The sequence below is a fragment of the Thermogemmatispora argillosa genome (assembly GCF_059696725.1).
Map to the genome: position 1 here is coordinate 5,462,739 of NZ_AP019377.1, position 18,901 is coordinate 5,481,639.

14 protein-coding genes are annotated in these 18,901 nt (G+C 62.4%); 12 read left to right on the forward strand and 2 right to left on the reverse strand.

What is annotated here, in order from left to right; translation table 11 throughout:
* The first annotated feature begins 4 nt into the window (after positions 1-4).
* The 6 genes from AC6H1L_RS21220 to AC6H1L_RS21245 all read left to right on the forward strand — a co-directional run bounded on the left by AC6H1L_RS21220 (position 5) and on the right by AC6H1L_RS21245 (position 7,011).
* Positions 5-346: a Rieske (2Fe-2S) protein gene (locus tag AC6H1L_RS21220; RefSeq protein ID WP_497599446.1), complete on the forward strand. Its 342-nt coding sequence runs from the start codon at positions 5-7 to the stop codon at positions 344-346.
* Between the two features lie 101 nt (positions 347-447).
* Positions 448-1,290 (forward strand): uroporphyrinogen-III synthase, encoded by an 843-nt coding sequence (locus tag AC6H1L_RS21225; protein ID WP_497599447.1) that lies wholly within the window; start codon positions 448-450, stop codon positions 1,288-1,290.
* A gap of 149 nt (positions 1,291-1,439) precedes the next feature.
* Positions 1,440-2,669 (forward strand): nitrate/nitrite transporter, encoded by a 1,230-nt coding sequence (locus AC6H1L_RS21230; protein WP_497599448.1) that lies wholly within the window; start codon positions 1,440-1,442, stop codon positions 2,667-2,669.
* Between the two features lie 286 nt (positions 2,670-2,955).
* Positions 2,956-4,344 (forward strand): cystathionine beta-synthase, encoded by a 1,389-nt coding sequence (locus tag AC6H1L_RS21235; RefSeq protein ID WP_497601582.1) that lies wholly within the window; start codon positions 2,956-2,958, stop codon positions 4,342-4,344.
* Between the two features lie 339 nt (positions 4,345-4,683).
* Positions 4,684-5,112, forward strand: a complete 429-nt coding sequence (locus AC6H1L_RS21240; protein WP_497599449.1) for an archease — start codon at positions 4,684-4,686, stop codon at positions 5,110-5,112.
* 435 nt (positions 5,113-5,547) lie between these two features.
* On the forward strand, positions 5,548-7,011 hold the full coding sequence (locus AC6H1L_RS21245; RefSeq protein WP_497599450.1) for an RtcB family protein: 1,464 nt from the start codon (positions 5,548-5,550) through the stop codon (positions 7,009-7,011).
* Positions 7,012-7,222: 211 nt separating this feature from the next.
* Here the strand turns inward: AC6H1L_RS21245 and AC6H1L_RS21250 are convergent, their stop codons facing one another.
* Positions 7,223-9,181 (reverse strand): DUF505 domain-containing protein, encoded by a 1,959-nt coding sequence (locus AC6H1L_RS21250; RefSeq protein WP_497599451.1) that lies wholly within the window; start codon positions 9,179-9,181, stop codon positions 7,223-7,225.
* 685 nt (positions 9,182-9,866) lie between these two features.
* Between AC6H1L_RS21250 and ftsH the strand changes: the two genes are divergently transcribed.
* The 3 genes from ftsH (at position 9,867) to AC6H1L_RS21265 (ending at position 13,591) form a co-directional block, all read left to right on the forward strand.
* Positions 9,867-11,954, forward strand: coding sequence for an ATP-dependent zinc metalloprotease FtsH (ftsH, locus tag AC6H1L_RS21255; RefSeq protein WP_497599452.1), 2,088 nt, complete (start codon positions 9,867-9,869; stop codon positions 11,952-11,954).
* Positions 11,955-12,183: 229 nt separating this feature from the next.
* Positions 12,184-12,876, forward strand: a complete 693-nt coding sequence (locus AC6H1L_RS21260; RefSeq protein ID WP_497599453.1) for a metallophosphoesterase — start codon at positions 12,184-12,186, stop codon at positions 12,874-12,876.
* A gap of 235 nt (positions 12,877-13,111) precedes the next feature.
* Positions 13,112-13,591, forward strand: a complete 480-nt coding sequence (locus AC6H1L_RS21265) for an Hsp20/alpha crystallin family protein (RefSeq protein ID WP_497599454.1) — start codon at positions 13,112-13,114, stop codon at positions 13,589-13,591.
* 129 nt (positions 13,592-13,720) lie between these two features.
* On the opposite strand, the gene AC6H1L_RS21270 is transcribed toward AC6H1L_RS21265, so the two are convergent.
* On the reverse strand, positions 13,721-15,199 hold the full coding sequence (locus AC6H1L_RS21270; protein ID WP_497599455.1) for a glycosyltransferase 87 family protein: 1,479 nt from the start codon (positions 15,197-15,199) through the stop codon (positions 13,721-13,723).
* A gap of 443 nt (positions 15,200-15,642) precedes the next feature.
* Between AC6H1L_RS21270 and AC6H1L_RS21275 the strand changes: the two genes are divergently transcribed.
* The 3 genes from AC6H1L_RS21275 to AC6H1L_RS21285 all read left to right on the forward strand — a co-directional run bounded on the left by AC6H1L_RS21275 (position 15,643) and on the right by AC6H1L_RS21285 (position 18,878).
* A complete protein-coding gene (locus AC6H1L_RS21275; RefSeq protein ID WP_497599456.1) occupies positions 15,643-16,143 on the forward strand; it encodes a redoxin domain-containing protein in 501 nt (166 codons plus the stop codon).
* Positions 16,144-16,614: 471 nt separating this feature from the next.
* Positions 16,615-18,060, forward strand: coding sequence for an NfeD family protein (locus AC6H1L_RS21280; protein ID WP_497599457.1), 1,446 nt, complete (start codon positions 16,615-16,617; stop codon positions 18,058-18,060).
* Positions 18,039-18,878, forward strand: a complete 840-nt coding sequence (locus AC6H1L_RS21285) for a slipin family protein (protein WP_497599458.1) — start codon at positions 18,039-18,041, stop codon at positions 18,876-18,878. The genes AC6H1L_RS21280 and AC6H1L_RS21285 overlap by 22 nt, the downstream gene beginning before the upstream one ends.
* The last annotated feature ends 23 nt before the right edge of the window (positions 18,879-18,901 follow it).

An 18,901-nucleotide genomic window follows, 5' to 3' on the forward strand; every position in this document is an offset into this window, starting at 1 on the left:
TACCATGAAAGCCCCGCTATCACCCGGAGCCGTGTGCTATAATCTAGGGCATATCAGCCGCATTCCACGCGGCGAAGGCCGCACCTACCGACTGCAAGATCGGCTCATCGCCGTCTTCCGCAGCCGCAACGAAGAACTGTTCGCAACACAGGCCCACTGCCCCCACCGGGGAGGGCCATTGGCTGACGGCATCATCGGCGACGGCAAGGTCATCTGCCCACTACACGCCTTTAGATTCGACTTGCGCACGGGCGCACCGCTTGGCAACACCTGCCCCAACCTGCGCACCTACCCCGTCAGCCTTGATGCCGAAGGCAACATTCTCGTCACTGTGGCAGACGAATAGGGAAGAGCAGAAGACCCCTTCCCTCCCCCCGCTGCCGGAAAGGGAGGGAAAGGAACAGGAGCAAAGCGAGCGGAAGCGGGACAAAAAGAGGATTATCGACTATGACCAAGCGCTTTGCAGACGCAACGATTGCCGTGCTGGAAGCCCGCATGAGCGGGGAACTGGCCAACCTCATCGCGCGTCATGGGGGGCACGCGCGCTGCATCCCGGCCGTACGCGAAGTACCACCAGCAGATGCTACCCAACAGGCCCTCACGCTCCTGCGCGAGCTACGCGCCGGGCAGCTCGATGCCGTCATCTTCTCGACGGGCGTCGGAGCCAGCGCCCTGCTGCGAGAGATCGAGCAGCAGGGCCAGCTACCAGAACTCCTTGACGAACTCAAGCGAGTGACCATCATTTGCCGCGGCCCCAAGCCGGCTACCGTGCTCAAAAAATATGGCCTGCCAATCCACATCAGCGCGCGCGAGCCGCACACCACCGAAGAGCTGCTAGATGCCCTCGATCAGATTGAACTGCGTGACCAACGGGTCGCACTACTACACTACGGCGAGCGCAATACCAGACTGGTCGCTTACCTTCAAGAGCGCGGCGCCAGCGTTGCCGAGTTCTGCCTCTACGAGTGGCAGCTCCCGGAAGACACCAGCGCCCTGAGCCAGCTCATTCGCGATCTCTGTGCCGGACGGATCGACGCCCTGGTCCTGACCAGTCAGGTGCAGGTGCGCCATCTCTTCCAGCTAGCGGAAAAGGAAGGCCAGGCCCGAGAGCTAACCGAGGCCCTCCGCGAGCGGGTTACCGTGGCCTCGATCGGCCCCACTTGCAGCGAGGCGCTCCAACAGCACGGCATCACCCCGCACGTGGTACCTGAGCATCCCCGCATGGGACACCTCGTCAAAGCGCTCTCGGCCTATCTGGAGCGTCAGAGCCAGGCTCTGCCCAGCAGCTAGCTAAATAGGTGCCACCGGCGGCCCAAACTCTGGTCACAGCCTGGATGGCCTGATCCCACTCCGTCTCGAACGCTCAGGCCACAGGAGATCAGGCCTGGCTTACGAACAACGATCATCACGTCATCCTGTCATAAGGAGGTCATTACAAAATGCGGATTTCCCGCACGCCGCTCACGACGCTGATCGCGGCCTTTCTCCACTTTGACACCTGCTTCGCACTCTGGGTACTGCTAGGCGCCCTGGGCATCTTCATCGCTCAGAGCCTCAAGCTCAGTCCTGCCGAACAGGGCTTCCTCGTCGCCGTGCCCACGCTAGGCGGCTCTCTGGCCCGCTTCCCGATGGGCATCCTGGGAGATCGCTTGGGCTACAAGCGCATGGGCACCCTGCTGCTCCTCTTCCTCTTCCTGCCGCTCCTGGCCGGGTGGCTGCTCCCCCTCAATTTCCCGGCCCTGCTGGCCGTCGGCCTGCTCCTGGGCTGTGCCGGCTCCTCCTTCGCAGTTGCGCTCCCGCTCGCCAGCCGCTGCTATCCAGCGGAGCGGCAGGGGCTGGTCATGGGGATCACCGCGGCTGGCAACATGGGAACCGTCATCGCCAACCTCGCCGCCCCCACGCTCGCCCGCAACTACGGCTGGCACGCGGTCATGGGACTGGCCATGATCCCGCTGGCTCTGGTACTGGTAGTCTTCATCCTACTGAGCCGAGAAGCTGAGAAGGAGCCAGCCAGCACGGAGGCCCAGCCATCCGGGGCCATTCTCAAGAGCGGGGACCTCTGGTGGCTGTGTTTCTTCTACAGTATCACCTTCGGGGGCTTTGTTGGCCTGAGCACCTTCCTTCCTCTGTTCCTGCACAATCAATATGGCCTGAGCGCTGTCACCGCCGGCCTTCTCACCGCGCTCGCCAGCCTGGCTGGCAGCCTGGCGCGTCCGTTGGGAGGCTACCTTGCGGACCGCCTGGGAGGAGCCTTCATGCTCAAGATTGTCTTCAGCCTCGTGGCCGCCAGCTATGCTCTGCTCGGCTGTGTCCCGCCACTGGCCTTGAGCATCGGCCTGATTCTCTTCCTGTTGGCTACCCTGGGCACGGGCAATGGCGCGGTCTTCCAGCTTGTACCGCTGCGCTTCCCCCGAGCGATCGGACTGGCTACCGGCCTCGTTGGCGCCTGTGGCGGCCTTGGCGGCTTCCTCCTGCCCTCTCTCCTGGGAGGAACAAAGCAGCTGAGCGGCGGCTACACTCTGGGCCTGGTGGGGCTGGCTCTCCTGGCTCTTGTGGCTTTGGTCAGCCTGCACCTGCCGGTCAGCCTGCGCCAGAGCTGGCAGCCTGAGCCGCATCCGACGACCTCTGCAGGACAGTCTCCAGCCTACTCACGCCGCAGCGGAGCATAGCGAGAGTGAAGCACCCTCCGCGCCGCGAGCGGCTGTCAGCCCTTTCTACAGTGTGCTGCTCTCCTCTGGCCCTGGCCAAGCCTGAACAGCCCATGCTATACTGAGGAAGCTGCTGGGAGCGAGGCCCCCGGCCCACCGGCAGCGCTGCCCACAAGGTGGGCTGGGCCTCACCATCTATCAGCAAAGCCAGTACCCGTCGAGCAACCAACGAACGCTAGCAACTGCTGCAGAGAGGAAGCGTGGAGATATGCAGGAGAAACATGCGGCTGAGGCCGCGCCAGGAGAGATGCGCTACTACGATTCCATCCTTGAGGCCATCGGCAATACCCCGCTGGTACGCCTGCGGAAGGTGGCCGCCGACGTTCCTCCCCTGATCCTGGCCAAGATCGAGATGCTCAATCCCGGCGGCAGCGTCAAAGACCGCATCGGGCCCGCCATGATCGAGTACTGCGAGCGTCAGGGGCTGCTGCGCCCAGGGGGAACCATCGTCGAGCCCACGAGTGGCAACACCGGCCACGGCCTCGCCATCGCCGCTGCCATCAAGGGCTACCACTGCATCTTTGTCATGACCGACAAGGTCAGTGAGGAAAAGCGCAGTCTGCTGCGGGCCTATGGGGCCGAGGTCGTCATCTGCCCTAGCACCGTCCCCCCTGACTCGCCCGAACACTACAAGAACGTGGCTCATCGCCTGGCCAGGGAGATCCCCGGAGCCTGCTGCCCAGATCAGTACTCGAATCCAGCCAATCCAGCGGCTCACTATGCGACAACTGGTCCCGAGATCTGGCGCGACACGGCGGGGCGCATCACCGCCTTCGTCGCGGGCATTGGCACCGGTGGCACGATCACTGGAACTGCTCGCTATCTGAAGGAGCAGAACCCGGCGATCAAGGTGATCGGCGCCGACCCGGCGGGGTCCGTCTATTCTGGCGATACTCCGCGCCCCTATAAGGTCGAAGGCATCGGCATGGAAGTCTTCCCCAAGAACTACGATCCCTCTGTGGTCGACGAGGTCATCCGGGTCGAAGACCGCATCTCCTTCTACTGGGCCAGGCGTCTGGCCCGCGAAGAAGGCATCCTGGCCGGAGGTTCCTCGGGGACAGCCCTGGCGGCAGCCCTCACCTACGCCCGCCGTCTGACCCCCGACGACGTGGTCGTCGTGCTCTTCCCCGATACGGGGCGCGGCTACTTGAGCAAACAATTTAATGATACCTGGATGCGCGAGAATAACCTGCTCATGCAGGCTGAGAGTGCGGAGCCGACCCTGCGGGACGTGCTCACCTATCGGCGTACCCACGAGGGCAGCATGCCACTGGTCGTTAGCGTTTCGCCCCAGGACTCGATTGCCGATGCCGTCGAGTTGTTGCGCCGCTACGGGATCAGCCAGACTCCAGTGATGGAAAACGGGCGCATGGTGGGCAGCCTCACGGAAGATCTGCTGCTCCAGCACCTGGCCAGCGGCGAATCCCTGAGTGAGAAGACGGTTGGCTCCCTCCAGGGACCGCCCTTCCCCGAGTTACCTGCTGAGGCCCCCGTCCAGGAGGCGTACACCCTCTTCCGCAGCGGACAATCGGCTGTCGCTGTGATGCATGGTTCGCAGCTCGAAGGAATCGTGACCCGCAGCGACTTGCTGGAGTTCTGGGCCCACAGCCGCGATAGCCGCGAGCGAGCCTGTTAACCGCTTGGCAGCCGGGCCAGCCAGACCCCCTCAGCCCCCACCGGCCTCCCGGGCCTCTCCGGCCTGCCCGACCGCCACACCGTGGAACAGATGAGCGAGTGCTATGCCAGGGGGTGGCCCGATCCCGCTCTCTGAGCTTGACAAAGCGCAAATCTGCTGCTACCATGAAAGCGTGATGCTCTTGCAGGCAGCGGACTGGCCGGCATTCAGGAAGGAGGCAGCCATGAAACATGAAACCGGTGGAGTGTCCCCAAGGCGGCAGCGCACCGCACAGGAGTCAGTCCCGGCTCGAGCGCAGGCAGGGCCTAGACCCCCGATCGGTGGGAAGCAGGCGTAGCTATGGACGAGCTGCCGTTTGAGGTCATCGAACACACGGCAGATGTTGGGTTGCAGATCTACGGGCGGACACTGCCGGAACTCTTCATCCACGCCGCAGAGGGGATGGAGAGCTTGATGGTGCCTCTTGAGCAGGTCGAGCCCAGAGTCAGTCGGGAGGTCACGGTTGAGGGGGATGACCTGGTCTCGCTGCTGATTGCCTGGCTCAGCCGTCTGATCTTCCTGTTCGATACTGAGTTTCTGCTCTTTTGTCAGTTTGAGATCGAGGAATTCTCCGAGACGCAGCTGAAGATGAGGGCCCGCGCCCGCGGCGAACCCTACGACGAGCAGCGCCACGAGTTGAGCAGTGCCATCAAGGCGGTCACCAGGCACCAGGCTGAGGTTGTCCCCATACCTGACGGCTATCGGGCGCGCATCATCTTCGATATCTAGCCAGGATCGAAACGTCCAAGCCAAGGAGGACCCACTGCAGCGAAGAGGGCGTCTGCACTCCTGCGCCTTGCTGCAGCGCATACCGTCCACCCGACTGACCAGACGGACCTGTCCGTAAGCGCTTCCGCACCCCGGTCCGCCCTCTGCCTTCCCCTCTCACTGGCCGCCAGGCTCCGCCAGGCCCTGGGAGCCGGATACCAGGAGAGCAGCAGGGAGACGATGCTTCCCCCAAGGCCCACACTCTGAGAGATCCGACCCGGCTGGCTTTCCACCGGGCTAAGGGTCTGTCTGCCTCCGCTCTGTCGGCTGCACTTGGTCCGTCTCTAAGTGATGTACAATAATCCGAGCACTCAGGTCCCCAAGCTGGCCTGATCTTCTGATCTGAAACGAGCCGATGAAGGAAAGGAACAAGAAGCGCGAGGAGGGGGTTTTCGCATGAGCAACATCGGGGAAAAGATTCCCTTACAGCGCATCGACGCCTACCGCTGGCGCATTCCCCAAAGCTACCAGCCGGAGATGCGCGTCCCAGGGATTGTCTACGCTGACGACGTTCTTATCGAGCAGATTCGCCAGGACAATTCTCTGCAGCAAGTAGCCAACGTCGCCACCCTGCCGGGCATTGTCGGCTACTCGCTGGCCATGCCCGATATCCACTGGGGCTATGGGTTCCCAGTGGGCGGCGTTGCTGCCACCCACCTGGAGCATGGCGTGATCTCACCAGGAGGGATCGGCTTCGACATTAACTGTGGTGTACGTCTACTGGCCACGGATCTCAGCTATCAGGAAGTCAAAGGCAAAGCTGACCGTCTCGCCGATGAACTCTTCCAGCATCTGCCCTCGGGCGTGGGAGGCAAGGGCATGCGCAGCCTGAGCCAGAGCGAGCTGCGCGAGGTCATGGTACGCGGTGCGGCCTGGGCGGTGGAGCAAGGCTATGGTTTCCCGGAGGATCTAGAGACCACCGAGGAAGGCGGGTGCCTGGCCGGCGCCAACCCTGACGCCGTCTCGGCGACGGCTATCCAACGCGGGATTCACCAGCTCGGAAGCCTGGGCGCTGGCAATCACTTCTGCGAAGTCCAGGTCGTAGACCATATCTACGATGAGGAGGCTGCGCACGCCCTGGGCCTCTATCAGAGAGATCAGGTCGTCGCGACCATCCATTGCGGCTCCCGTGGATTTGGGCACCAAATTGCTGAGGACTATATCGGCATCGCTGAGGCCAGGCAGAAAGACTTTGGCTTTAAGCTCGTCGATCGTCAGTTAGCCTGCCTGCCACTGCGCTCGGAACAGGGCAAGGCCTACTTGGGCGCGATGGCCTGCGGCGCCAATTTCGCTTGGGCCAACCGCCAATTACTGATGCACGGCGTGCGCCAGGCCTTCTCTCGCGTCTTCGGGCGTTCAGCCCGGCCAGCCGATATGCCGCTGGTCTACGACGTGTGCCATAACATTGCCAAGATCGAGGAGTACCGCATCGACGGTGAGCTGCAGCGCGTCTGTGTTCACCGCAAAGGGGCCACACGCGCTTTCCCAGCAGGACACCCCGCCGTTCCCGAGAAGTATCGTGGGGTGGGGCAGCCGGTGCTGATCCCCGGCGACATGGGACGCTATTCGTTTGTCTTGGTCGGCGCCCCCGGCTCGATGGAGCAGAGCTTTGGGACGACCTGCCACGGCGCCGGGCGCCAGCGCAGCCGTACTGCCGCCAAGAAGGCCATTGGGAGCAAAGAGTTGATGGCCCAGCTAGAGGCCAAAGGCATCACGGTGCGTGTGCACAGTAAAGGGTTGCTGGCGGAAGAAGCCCCGCTAGCCTATAAGGACGCCGAACAGGTGGTACGTGTCGTCCATAACGCCGGCCTGGCGAAACTGGTGGTTCGTCTACGCCCGATCATCGTGGTGAAAGGCTGATTACTGGCCACTTCGCCACTCTTCTTCGGCCAGACAGCAGGCCCGCCCGGCTCGTGGGCTGACCACAGAGCAGGGAGGGCAGCAGCACCGGTGCTGTTGCCCTCCCTGCGCTCGTCCCGGGTAGGCTACCGGATTCCCCCATCTCCCTCCATCCTCTGAACCAGGTAGAAGCGGGGGCAAACGGCGCTCCGCCTCCACTTCCCCCATCCCTTCATGAACGCTGCTGGAGCAAAGCCGCTGCTTCCAGCACCTCCAGCCCAGCCTCGTTGAGGGTTACCTCGCCGATATAATGGCCCATGCGTGCTACATGGCGCGTCTCGATAAACTCCTGCGGCCCCAGGCCGGTGAGGCGCTCTACTTCCTTCCACTGCTCTGGCTGCAGACGAACCTTACGTTCCTTGACATAGAGCGTCCCCACCTGACGCATGGCCTCCAGGAGGCGCACGATGCGCGGCGTAATCGGATGCGCCAGCTTCGTGGCCCCCGCTACGGCACGCGCCAACAAGCGACCAGCCTCTGTGCGCACGATCTGCCCATCAGCCAGGCGCTCGATCAGCCCGTGGGCCTCTAGTTTATCCAGGGCCCAGGCCAGCCGCTCTGTCTCCAGGGAGGCCTGATACTCCGAGACAAACGGCCCTGGCTCAGTCTCGGGGAGATTGACCAGGACCTCGGCCTCTTGTCGCGTCAGCATCGGCTGGCGCGGACAGTGCTCGGCTAGCCAGGCATAGAGCCGTCCAGCCCGCGTCACTCCTCCCCCACTGCCGACAAGACCTTCCTCGCGGGCTCGCTCTACCCAGGATGTCGCCAGCCCCGTCCAGCGCGTTAACGCCATACTCACGGCTTTCACTGCCGTCGCGGAGATGGCCCGCACTTGCCCTTGCTGCTCCTCAGCCACACGTTGGCCATAGGCTGTCAGCCGGTAGAGCGTTCGCTCCCCATCGCGCTCGGCCCGCACCAGCGCCAGCGCCTCTAGACTGGCTACCAACTCCTCAAGGTTCCACAGCGAATCAAACCACTCGTCACGACTGCGCAGCTCCTCCAGTAACTCCAGAGCGCGCCGTTTCAGGGCCGAGCGCTCTTCCAGCCGGCGACCGTAGCGCGCGACAATCTCCCGGTAACGCTCGGCTAGCCGCTCGACCAGCTCCCTACGCAGACGCTCCAAATCAGGAGGCGGGGAGCCAGCCGTCTCCTGCCGCACCGCCCCAAGCTGTTGCAAAACCAGCAGGACTTCGACTTCGGCCTCCGTCAGGGCAAAGGTACGTACTGAAACCGGGCGCTCGCTCTGCAGGAGGGCATAGGCTCGAAGTGCCGCTTCGCCCGCTGGCGTGAGACGGCCATCCGGGTCCATGAAACCCAGGCCCTGCAGCTGCTCGCTCTGGTCTGCCGTCAGACTCTCCCGGCCCCGATCAACCAGAAGGGCAAGCAATTTCAGCATGGCTTCATCCAGTACCACCGCCCCAAGCGCATAGCCTCCCTTGCGCAAGGCCTCATAGACAGCCTCGCCCAATGTTGTCAGCGCATAGTATTGCCCGTCCGGCAGCGACCAGGTGATCAGCTCCATCGCCTCCAGGAGGTCGATGAAGTCTCCCGATAGCCCTGGGGCCGGGCGCCCGCTGTAGCCTGGAATCATACGTTGGATAGCGTTGGCCAGCTCGCCATCGATCTCCAGGTGGGGCCGATAGCGCCGTGCGAAATCAAGCCAGGCCCTGCCGTGGCGATTCAGACGCAGTACGGTAGTCTTATGCAACGGATCAGTGGCCTCCTCCGCCAACCCACGGGCCCGTAACAGCGTCTCTGTCACTGGTCCAATCCGTCCACCAGCGTATTCAGCGGCCTGCAGCGCCGCTAGCACATCTGAGCCCAGAAAGCGCCAGTCCTGTTCCTTACGTCCAGGTTCCCCGGCCAATAAACGCTGCCCACGCTCATCCAGCTCAAGAGCACCTGCCTGCCAGTCACGGTGCATCTCCTCTAGCAGTTGGAGCGCTTCTCGTCCGGCATAGGTCAGACGATAGGAGCGCGGTAGCTCCAAGACCGCCAGCCCCTGCAACTCTAAGGCGCGATAGGTTAATGCACGGTGATCATCTTCCGCCAGCTCGTAGGCAGCCTGACCCGCCTCCTCACTTCTTGCCAACTCTCGTAAGGCTGTCACATGGGCCCCAGTCAAAAGCATACAACCAACCTCCTTCTTGACTTTCCGTTGTTTCTCCGTGACCACACCAAGAAAGCCAGACCGCACCTCATTGGCAAGAGACAGATCTGCCAACTGCTTCATCGCCGACTACCACGCACACCACGCGAGCCTTGCCCACCCTCCCTCTCTCTTCTCAGGTGGGTCCCCTAGACCAGGCAGGCCAGCGTGAGACGGGCCTTTCCAGTGTAAGGCCTCGCTTGCCTGCCGTCAAGGTCAGCATCATCTAGCACGTCGCAATTCATCTCATTGTGTAGCAACAACCGAAGGGCGGGCCTTTTACCGACACTTTTTCATCCGATGAGCTAATTGAGGTACTTGACAATGAGCGCCAGATTGTCTATAGATTCTCTGGAGAGAGACAACAACCGTCGCGATCTGACTGACCAGGTTTACAGTCAAGCGCGTTCATCTTCTTCACCAGCATCGGGCCTAGTCCTGCCGGCCCCCGCTCCTCGTTCGTTCGTCCGCGTGTTCGTTTCGTCAGTCTACCTTCTCTCACTTGCCAGAGGAGGGGAAGAGGAGTTTTTTGTGTGTCGGGCAGGCCAGCTACTCGTGACCGCTGCAGCGGTTAGCGCCGGGCAAATCGAGGAACAGGGGGGGCAAGGTCCCCTGTGCGAGATCTCTACGCTCGGGGGTGGCTGCGTTCCTGCCAGAGGAGGCGACGATGCTTGAGCAACAGCAGAGTGCTGCCACCAACAGGCAAACGCCGGCGCAACGCCCAGGAAGCAGCCGCCAGAGCAATAGAGGCAACGCCGGTCCCAGTGGAGAGCAGCGATCCGAGTCACCCCAGCAGCAGAACCAGCCACAGCCGCGCCTGGGCTTTTGGCTACGGCTGCTGCTGATCATGGTGCTGATCAACCTGGTCTTCTACGGCCCCTTCTTCTTCAATCTGACGGGCTGGGGGCAGACGACGACCATCGATCTGCCCTATAGCGCCTTCATCCAGCAGGTCCAGCAGGGCAACGTCGCGAGCGTAACTATCAAGAGCGATAACAGCGTCACCGGGACCCTGAAGACGCCTATCGAGCAGCGACAGCCAGGGGGCCAGACTGTCTCGGCCACCCACTTCTCAACTTATGTCCCAGCCCCCGGCGATCCCAACTTGCTCCCACTGCTGGAGCAGAAGGGAGTCGAGGTGCGTGCTGAGCCTGTCCAGCCATCCTGGTGGCAGACCGCCCTCTCCTGGTTTGTCAATCTGTTGCCAGTGCTCCTGCTGCTCTACTTTGCCTTCATGAGCTGGAGAGGCATGCGCCAACTCCAGGACATGCAGGGCGGTGGACTCTTCGGCTTTGGGCGGAGCCGCGCCAAGCTCTATACCGAAGAGCGTCCAACGACCACCTTTGCTGACGTGGCCGGCGTGGAAGAAGCCAAGGCCGAGCTACGCGAGGTCATCGACTTCCTGCGCGATCCTCAGCGCTTCCTCCAGATCGGGGCCCATATTCCCAAGGGGGTCTTGCTCGTTGGCCCACCCGGCACCGGCAAGACGCTGCTGGCACGCGCTGTCGCCGGCGAAGCTGGCGTCCCCTTCTTCAGCTGCAGCGCGACCGACTTTGTGGAACTATTTGTCGGCGTCGGAGCCAGCCGTGTGCGCGACCTCTTCGCGCAGGCTCGCAAGCATGCTCCCTGCATCATCTTCATCGACGAAATTGACGCCATCGGACGCGCTCGCAGCGGCGCTGGCACCCTGGCGAGCAATGATGAGCGTGAACACACGCTTGAACAGCTCCTGGTCGAAATGGATGGTTTTGAGCCGCATGAGGCCATCGTCGTGCTGGCGGCTACGAACCGGCCGGATGTCCTTGATCCCGCGCTGCTCCGCCCCGGTCGCTTTGATCGCCAGGTCGTTGTTGACCGCCCCGAGCGGCGCGGACGTGAGGCCATCCTGCGCATCCATACGCGTCAGGTGCCTCTGGCACCCGATGTCAATCTGGAGGAGCTGGCACGCAGTACACCTGGCTTCTCGGGGGCTGATCTGGCCAATCTGGTCAACGAGGCGGCTCTCGCGGCTGCGCGCAAAGGCAAGTCCCAGGTCGATCGCCAGGACTTTCAGGAAGCCCTCGACAAGCTGCTGCTCGGCGGCAAGCGTGAGGCCCTCATGGATGAGCGCGAGCGGCGCACGGTCGCTTACCATGAGGCCGGCCATGCCCTGGTAGCTGCGGTTCTACCAGATGTCGACCCGCTCTACAAAGTGACGATTGTGCCGCGTGGGCGCGCCCTGGGGGTCACGCAGTTCTTACCCGAGGATGATCGCCACAACTATCCGCGCTCTTACCTGTTGCAGCGTCTGGCGGTGGCCCTGGGAGGACGCACCGCCGAGGAGGTCGCACTGGGAGAGATCACCTCGGGTGCGGAGAACGACCTCAAAGAGGCTACACGGCTCGCCCGTCGCATGGTCACCGAATGGGGCATGGGCGAGAGCACAGGCCTGGTGGCTTATGAGCTAGAGCAGGGCGATGGCTTCCTCGGAAATGGCCTGCCCGGGGAGCACCAGCGCCTTTATGCCGAGGCCACAGCTCAGCGCGTTGATGCCGAGGTAGAGCGCATCATCGAGCAGGCCCACCAGCAGGCCCGCTCCGTGCTCACTGAGCACCGCGCCGCTCTGGATCGCCTGGCCGAAGCGCTCCTCCGTGAAGAGGTACTGGAACGCGAGCAGGTGCTGCAGATTATCCGCGAGGCCGCCGCTCTGAGGACCGCCACAGTTGAGGTTGAAGCCGGAGAGGCCTACCCGGCGCGCCCGCCTCTGCTGGAGTAAAAGAGGCCTGGCTAGTAAAGGGGGAGTGGGTGGCTCCCGGTCCGCCTCGCTCGCTCGGACCAGGCAACCGCTGCACTCCCCAGTAAGCCCCTGACCAGCGCAAGCAGCGCGATCGGGCTGCCTCTCTTCGCTGAGATCGGACCTGCCTGTAAACCGGCTGAACAGGCATGATGCCGCTGGGCGTTCGTTGTCGTCGTGTCGCTGCTGTTGAAAGGGAGGTGAGCGAGCAATGCGCAAACATGTGACTACCATTCTGGCAACGGCTGAGCCTTCTGGACATTTCGAGTCATTAGAGCGTCTGATGCGGCAAGCACAGGAGCTGGATATCCAGGCAGTGGCTGTCTTGGGGAACCTGGCGGCCCGCAGCGCCAACCCGCGCGATTACGGCCGCTTCTTCTCGCTGCTGGCTCAGACTCGCCTGCCGACTTTCTATGTCCCAGGACCAGAGGACGGGCCCCTGAGCCTCTACTTGCAAGAGGCGGCTCAGATCGAGGTCATTTATCCGTACCTGCACGGCGTTCATGGCACGTTTGCCCTGGCTCCGGGCTACGTGGTCTTTACTGGCATGGGCGGGACGATTACCGATGATCCGCAACTGATGCGCGAGGAGCAGGAAACGCTCCGCTACCCTGCCTGGGAGGTGGTCTACCGCCTGAAGTTCCTCTCGGAGCTGAAAGACTACGAGAAGGTTTTCTTATTCTATACTCCACCTTACCATAAAGGTTTCCACGAATCCGGCAGCCATACCCTGGCCGAGCTGATCAAGAGCTATAACCCGCGTCTGGTCTTGGTCAGCGGCCCCGAGCGCAAGCGCGAGCTGCTTGGCACCTCGGCTGTCATCGCCCCCGGTTCCCTGGCCAAAGGCGAGTACAGCCTTATCGATCTGCAGCATCAGACCATCGAAGGGCGTACGCTACAATAGCGCCAAAGAGAGCACAAAAGGATAGAAGCATCCGCGAGATCATCTGACAGGTGGCATCTGCCTGCCCCGTTTCGCCCCGGTCGGGCGTCTTTCCCGGCAGAGGGCGGCGAGCTATCTTGCTCTCGCTTTGCCTGACCCTGCCAGGGACCGGAACGTAGCGAAAAGAGACCACCGGTAGAGCGTACAAAAACCGGCACTCGTCTTGGCTGAACCGAACTGAGAGGAGGTCACAAGCATGGCGCTAACACGAGGCTTCGACCCCTTTGCCGAAATGCTCAGCCTGCGCGATGCGATGAACCGCTTGTTAGAGCAGAGCTTCGTACGGCCAGGCTCGGCCCTCTTGGGGACAGGCATGCACACCATTCCGATGGATGTCTTGGAGACAGAACAGGGCTATCGGATTACCGCTCTCCTGCCTGGTACGCGGCCCGAAGACATCGAGCTGTTGGCCCACGAGCATAGCCTGACGCTCAAAGCCAAATACCGCGGCAGCGACGAGAGCGAGCAGCAGCAAGGCACCTGGTTGTTGCGCGAAATCGGGAACGGCACCCTCGAACGCACCTTAACGTTCGAGCGTCCGATCGATGCCGATAAAATCGAGGCGCGCTACGAGCACGGGCGCCTGACCCTCTTGGTCCCCTTAAGCGAAGGGAGCCGCCCGCGTCGCATCGCTGTCCGAACAGGGGCACCGGTTTCAGCCGGCACGGCGCCCTGAGCCTCTCCCGGCACCACAGCCGGCATTCGCCCCGCCGTACACGTCCGGTCTGCGAGCCAGAAGCAGAGGAGAAAAAGGAGCCGCCAAGGACCCAGGGGCCTGACTCGCTCTTGCCAGCGAGCAGCCATCTCAGGCGCCTTCCTCTGCTTCTCTCGCGGCCCCAGCAGCGGCCAGATCTGGAGGCTCGCAACGCGTGCGCAAGTCGAGCAGATTCAAGAGATAGCCCACCGTTAATAGAAGAAAGAGCATGTTACGCAGCTCTACCAGGGGAACGAAGCCCGGAACACGCCAGACTTGAGTAGCATCCTGAACGCGGGTATAGAGAAAAGGATAGATGAGCGAAGTCTGCAGGGAGATCAGTCCGAACAGCAGCAGCCAGCGCCGTCGCGTTGCCGTCAGATAGGCCACAAGCGGCATTAGCCACATCAGATACTGCGGACTAAATACCTTGCCCGTCGCCACAAAGACCAACAAGGCCGCCAGCGCCGCTTCCGCGAAAGTGAGGCGCCCCCGTGCGCTCTGCCAGAGCACCAGCCCATAGCCAGCTAGAAGAGCAAGCGTGCTACCAGTAGAAACAGCCGGTACCAGCGGGCTCAACAGGTTAATAGAGCCATAGGTGTATACCACGCGCACGGGCTGCCCGGCCAGGGCCGCCAGCCAGATCACCAGCGAGCCACTGGACTCTATCTGCACTGGCCGCTGAGCAAAGTAAGAGAGCTGACTGGCCACAGCCCCCTGAAAGTCCAGGAGCGCGAAAGCCCCCGTCACCCCCACGACCAACGCCAGACAGAGCAGCACATTTCTCCAACGCCAGCGCCGCAGGCCTGCGATGGCCTCCGCCAACCGCCCTCTGGGACCCATAGCTGTCCTTTCCCCGCCATCTGCCGCGGTGCCCCTCGCCGCTGTCACAACGGCCTGCTGCTCGGCGAAAAAGAGGGGGGGCAAGAGCAGTAGCGGATAAATCTTCAGCAGAATCGCAAAAGCCAAAGCGCAGTAGGCCGCTGACCAGCGTCGGCGCTCGGCTGCCAGCACACAGAGCAAGGTCAGAGCTGCCGGGACAAGATCGAAGCGCAGGAGAGCCAGGCCCCACTCTCCCAAAAACAAATACAGGATGAAAGCCAACGCCGCCCCACGCGGTCCCCAGCGCAGCAGCAGCCAATAAATCAGGAGGGCTGCGAGCGCCATCAGCAGCCCGAAGAGCAGAGGATAGTAGGCCGAGGGGACAAGCAAACCAGGTGTAAAAAGCACGAGCGTCAGCGGTGGGTACTCGATAGGCAGCGCATGCAGAGGCGGCAGCTTCTCTACTTGGGCAGGAAAAAACGAGCAGTCGATGTGAGGGGCCAGGGCACGCGCCTGCCCTCCGAACCAGAAGGCTAGCGCGTAGCACTCATAGCGTGTGACATCGGAAGTGGCCCAGACCATTTGCCAGGACGAAAGCGCCAGCATCACCAGGAGCGCCAGGGCCAGAGGGAAAAAGGAGAACACGCCGCCGGCGGGATCAGCCAGACGCTCTAGCCAGCGTCTGCCCCCCGACAGGGCCGAAAACAGCGCCGAACCTAGGGGCGCCAGAGTCGCCAGGCCCCTTGAACCACTGCGCACATTTGACATACCTTCCTCACCAGGACTACAATTCAGAACAGCATGGGTGAAGCTAAGAGCAGAACCGCCTTGTTGTGCGGTTCGCTTCCTGATCACGCCGGACGACTGCCCGCCTTACCCCACTGGGAAACGGCCAGCAAGGACCCTGCCCGGCCCAGGGTGCGCCCAACGCCCCGCCGGGCCGGCCTGCAATAGCGCGCGGTTCGAACCGGTCCTGCGCCCACGGCACTGGCCAGTCGGAACGAAGCCGGGCCAATGGACCGAGCTGAGAAAGGCAGCTCGCACCAAGGATAGAGCAACGGCTCCGGCCTGTCAAGCAGCCCAGGCTTGAACGCGATGGGGGGACAGGCAAACAGACTGCCCACCCCCCGATTCAGACCTGCAGCGAGCCAGACCACAGAACTACAGGCACGATGTATAGATAGCGCTTGCGAGAGGAGGACCCACATCACATGGCTGAGTCCGCTCGTTCCTACACCAAAACACTCAAGATCGGCGATGTTGCGCCTGACTTCACCCTCAAAAGTCATGTCCGTGAAGACTGGCATCTTGCCGACTTTCGCGGCAAGAAAAACGTCGTGCTCGCCTTCGTACCCTTCGCGTTCAGTCGCGTCTGCTCAGCGCAGCTTCCTTCCTACGAGCGCGAGTTAGAGCGCTTCCGCAGCGCCGATACCGAAGTAGTGGCGATCAGCATGGACAGCGTCTACGCCCTCGATGCCTGGTCGCAGGCGATGCGCACCTCTTTCCCTCTGCTGTCGGATTTCTACCCCCAGGGGGCCGTTGTTGACCTGTACGGCGTGCGTCACCCGGCAGGCATGTCAGAGCGCGCTGTCATCGTGATCGATAAAGAGGGCATCATCCGCCACATCGAGGTCACCGCTAGCCCCTCCGATCTGCCCGATAACCAGAGGCTCTTTGAGGTCCTGCGCGCACTGCAGACGCAGTCTAGCTAGCCTGCTTGCCCCGGCGAAATCTACCCCCTACCCACTTACCAGCCAGCCAGTCAGCTCCTCTCGGCGGACCGGGATGGTGAGTGTCCCCCTCGCCAGCAAGACTAGCGGATGGCCTGACTGGCTGGTCACGATCAGCCCCATAGCCCCCAGGGGCAGTCATGCAGCCTGCATTGACGCTGAGCAAAATTTGCGCTATCATCTCGTATAGCAATAAGCAATATGCCAAGCCAGCGAGAGACAGAACCATGACCAGAGGAGTCCTGGCCGGAGGCAGAGAAGCCGAGAAGAGAAGAAAGGAAGCACGGCAAGCGAAGCGCTGGTCACGGTGTCACGCCCTGGCTGGTAATGGGTCGCTCTCTGATGGAAGCGGCCTGAGACCGGCATCCCAGAGAGAAGGCCAACAAGCATCCAGCTCATCAGCAGTCAAGCGGGCAGCGAGCGAGCTGCCTTCCACTCCAAAGGACAGAAGCCATGAACACGAGCCAGCATCGACCGGCACGGAAGGGTGTGCGGGCTTGGGCGCTTGGGCTTATCCCCGTCATCATGGCCCTTCTGGCCTGGGCAGGGATCACTCACCTGAGCGCGCAACCGGCCTGGGCTGCCTCCTCCCACGTTGATGTTGCCAATCTCAACAGCGACATCAACCCAAGCGCGGCGCGTTTCCTCCAAGAGGCCATTGCCACTGCGGCCAGCGACGGAGCCCAGGCTCTCATCATCGTCATCGACACGCCTGGCGGTGACCTGGACTCCATGAAGCAGATCACCCAGGCTGAGCTGACCAGCGCGGTCCCCATCATCACCTACGTCTATCCACCGGGCGCCCGAGCGGCCTCGGCGGGCGCCTTCGTTGCCCTCTCGGCTCCGATCGCCGCCATGGCGCCCACGACTCGCATCGGGGCCGCCAGCCCTGTGAGCAGCACCGGGAGCAATCTCGACTCCACCCTCCTCAAGAAAATCGAGAATGACCTTGTTGCTCAGATCACTGGCACTCAGAATCGCTACGGGCGCAATGCGGCCCTGGCCGCCAGGATGGTCACAGATGCCGCCTCCTACGATGATCAGACGGCCCTGCGCGAGCACATTGTCGATCTTGGTGCTCGCTCACTTCCGGAGCTGCTCCAGAGCGTGGATGGACGCAGCATCACCCTGGCCTCTGGGCACAGCCTCGTCCTGCACACCGCCGGAGCAACGCTCACAACCCTCAACCCTGGGCTCTTTGAGGCCCTCTATGGCTTCCTCCTTAATCCCAATGTAGTCTTTCTCCTCTTCATCGTCGCGCTCATCGGTATCTACCTGGAGATCTCCCACCCTGGCGCCATTGTACCTGGCGTTGTCGGCGGCATCTCCCTCCTCCTCTTCCTCCTCGGGGCGGGATCGCTCTCTCCCAACTGGACGGGGCTACTGCTCATGGGCCTGGCCCTCGTCTTGCTGGTCCTGGATGTCCGCCTCCCCTCGCATGGCATCTTGACTGTGGGTGCGGTCATCTCACTGGTAGTCGGCTCATTACTCTTCTTCAATAGCGATCAAGCGGAGCATGGACCGGGGGTCAATCCCTGGATCGTCTATCTCATGGCGGCGGTAGTGGGCCTGCTCAGCCTGCTCCTGGTGAGCATCGTCGTCCGAGCCCAGCGTCAGCGCCGGCCTTCAGGGATCGAAAGCATGATCGGCTCCCGCGCCGTTACCATTACTCCTCTCACTCCAAGTGGCAGAGTCAAGTACTGCGGCGAGGACTGGGCGGCCAGCTTGGTCGAACCCTACACTTCGCTCGACGAGGGCTGTGAGGTCACCATCGTCGCTGTCGAGGGGCTCCGCCTCTACGTGCGGCCAGGCCAGCCACCGGCTCCGTCTAGCGATCATCGATCGACTATCCCACCCTCAGAAAAGGAGGATTCCCAATGGGAGACCCTATCGTTATAAGCGCTCTTGTCGTTATCGCGCTGATTGTCGTGCTCTTCCTGCTCTCCGGCCTGCGTGTCATCCAGCAGTATGAGCGCGGCGTCCTCTTTGTGCTTGGTAACCTGCGCGGCACGCGTGGCCCTGGCCTCTGCTGGATTCCCCCCGTGATCGCGCGCCTCCTGAAAGTCGACCTGCGCATCGTAACGCTGACCGTGCCCCCACAGGAGGTCATCACGCGGGACAATGTGACTGTCAAGGTGACCGCCGTCATCTACTTCTACGTGGTGAATCCCGAGGCCGCAGTGGTGAATGTCATGAACTATCTGCAGGCCACCACGCAGATCGGACAGACGACGCTGCGCAACGTCCTGGGACAGTCAGAACTGGATGAGTTACTGTCTCAGCGCAACAAAATCAATCGCGAGCTGCAGGCCATCATCGACGAGTTCACCGAGCGCTGGGGAGTGAAGGTGACTGCCGTCGAGATCAAGGATGTCGAGCTGCCAACGACGATGCAGCGTGCTATGGCCAAGCAGGCTGAAGCCGAGCGCGAAAAGCGCGCCAAAATTATCCACGCCGAAGGCGAGCTACAAGCCGCGACGCAGCTCGCTCAGGCGGCGAATATCATCGCGTCCGAGCCTGGCGCGCTCCAGTTGCGCTACCTGCAAACTCTGACCGAGATCGCCGTCGAGAAGAACTCGACCATCATTTTCCCGCTTCCGCTCGATCTGATCGAGCCATTGCTGAAAACGCTGCACGCCACCCGCGAGAGCCAGACCGCTCCACTCCCCCAGGATGGCCCACGTCCTGCGCCAACCTCACCCTATCCTCAGAGCTGAACAGACCAGTGCCCGCCGCAGCA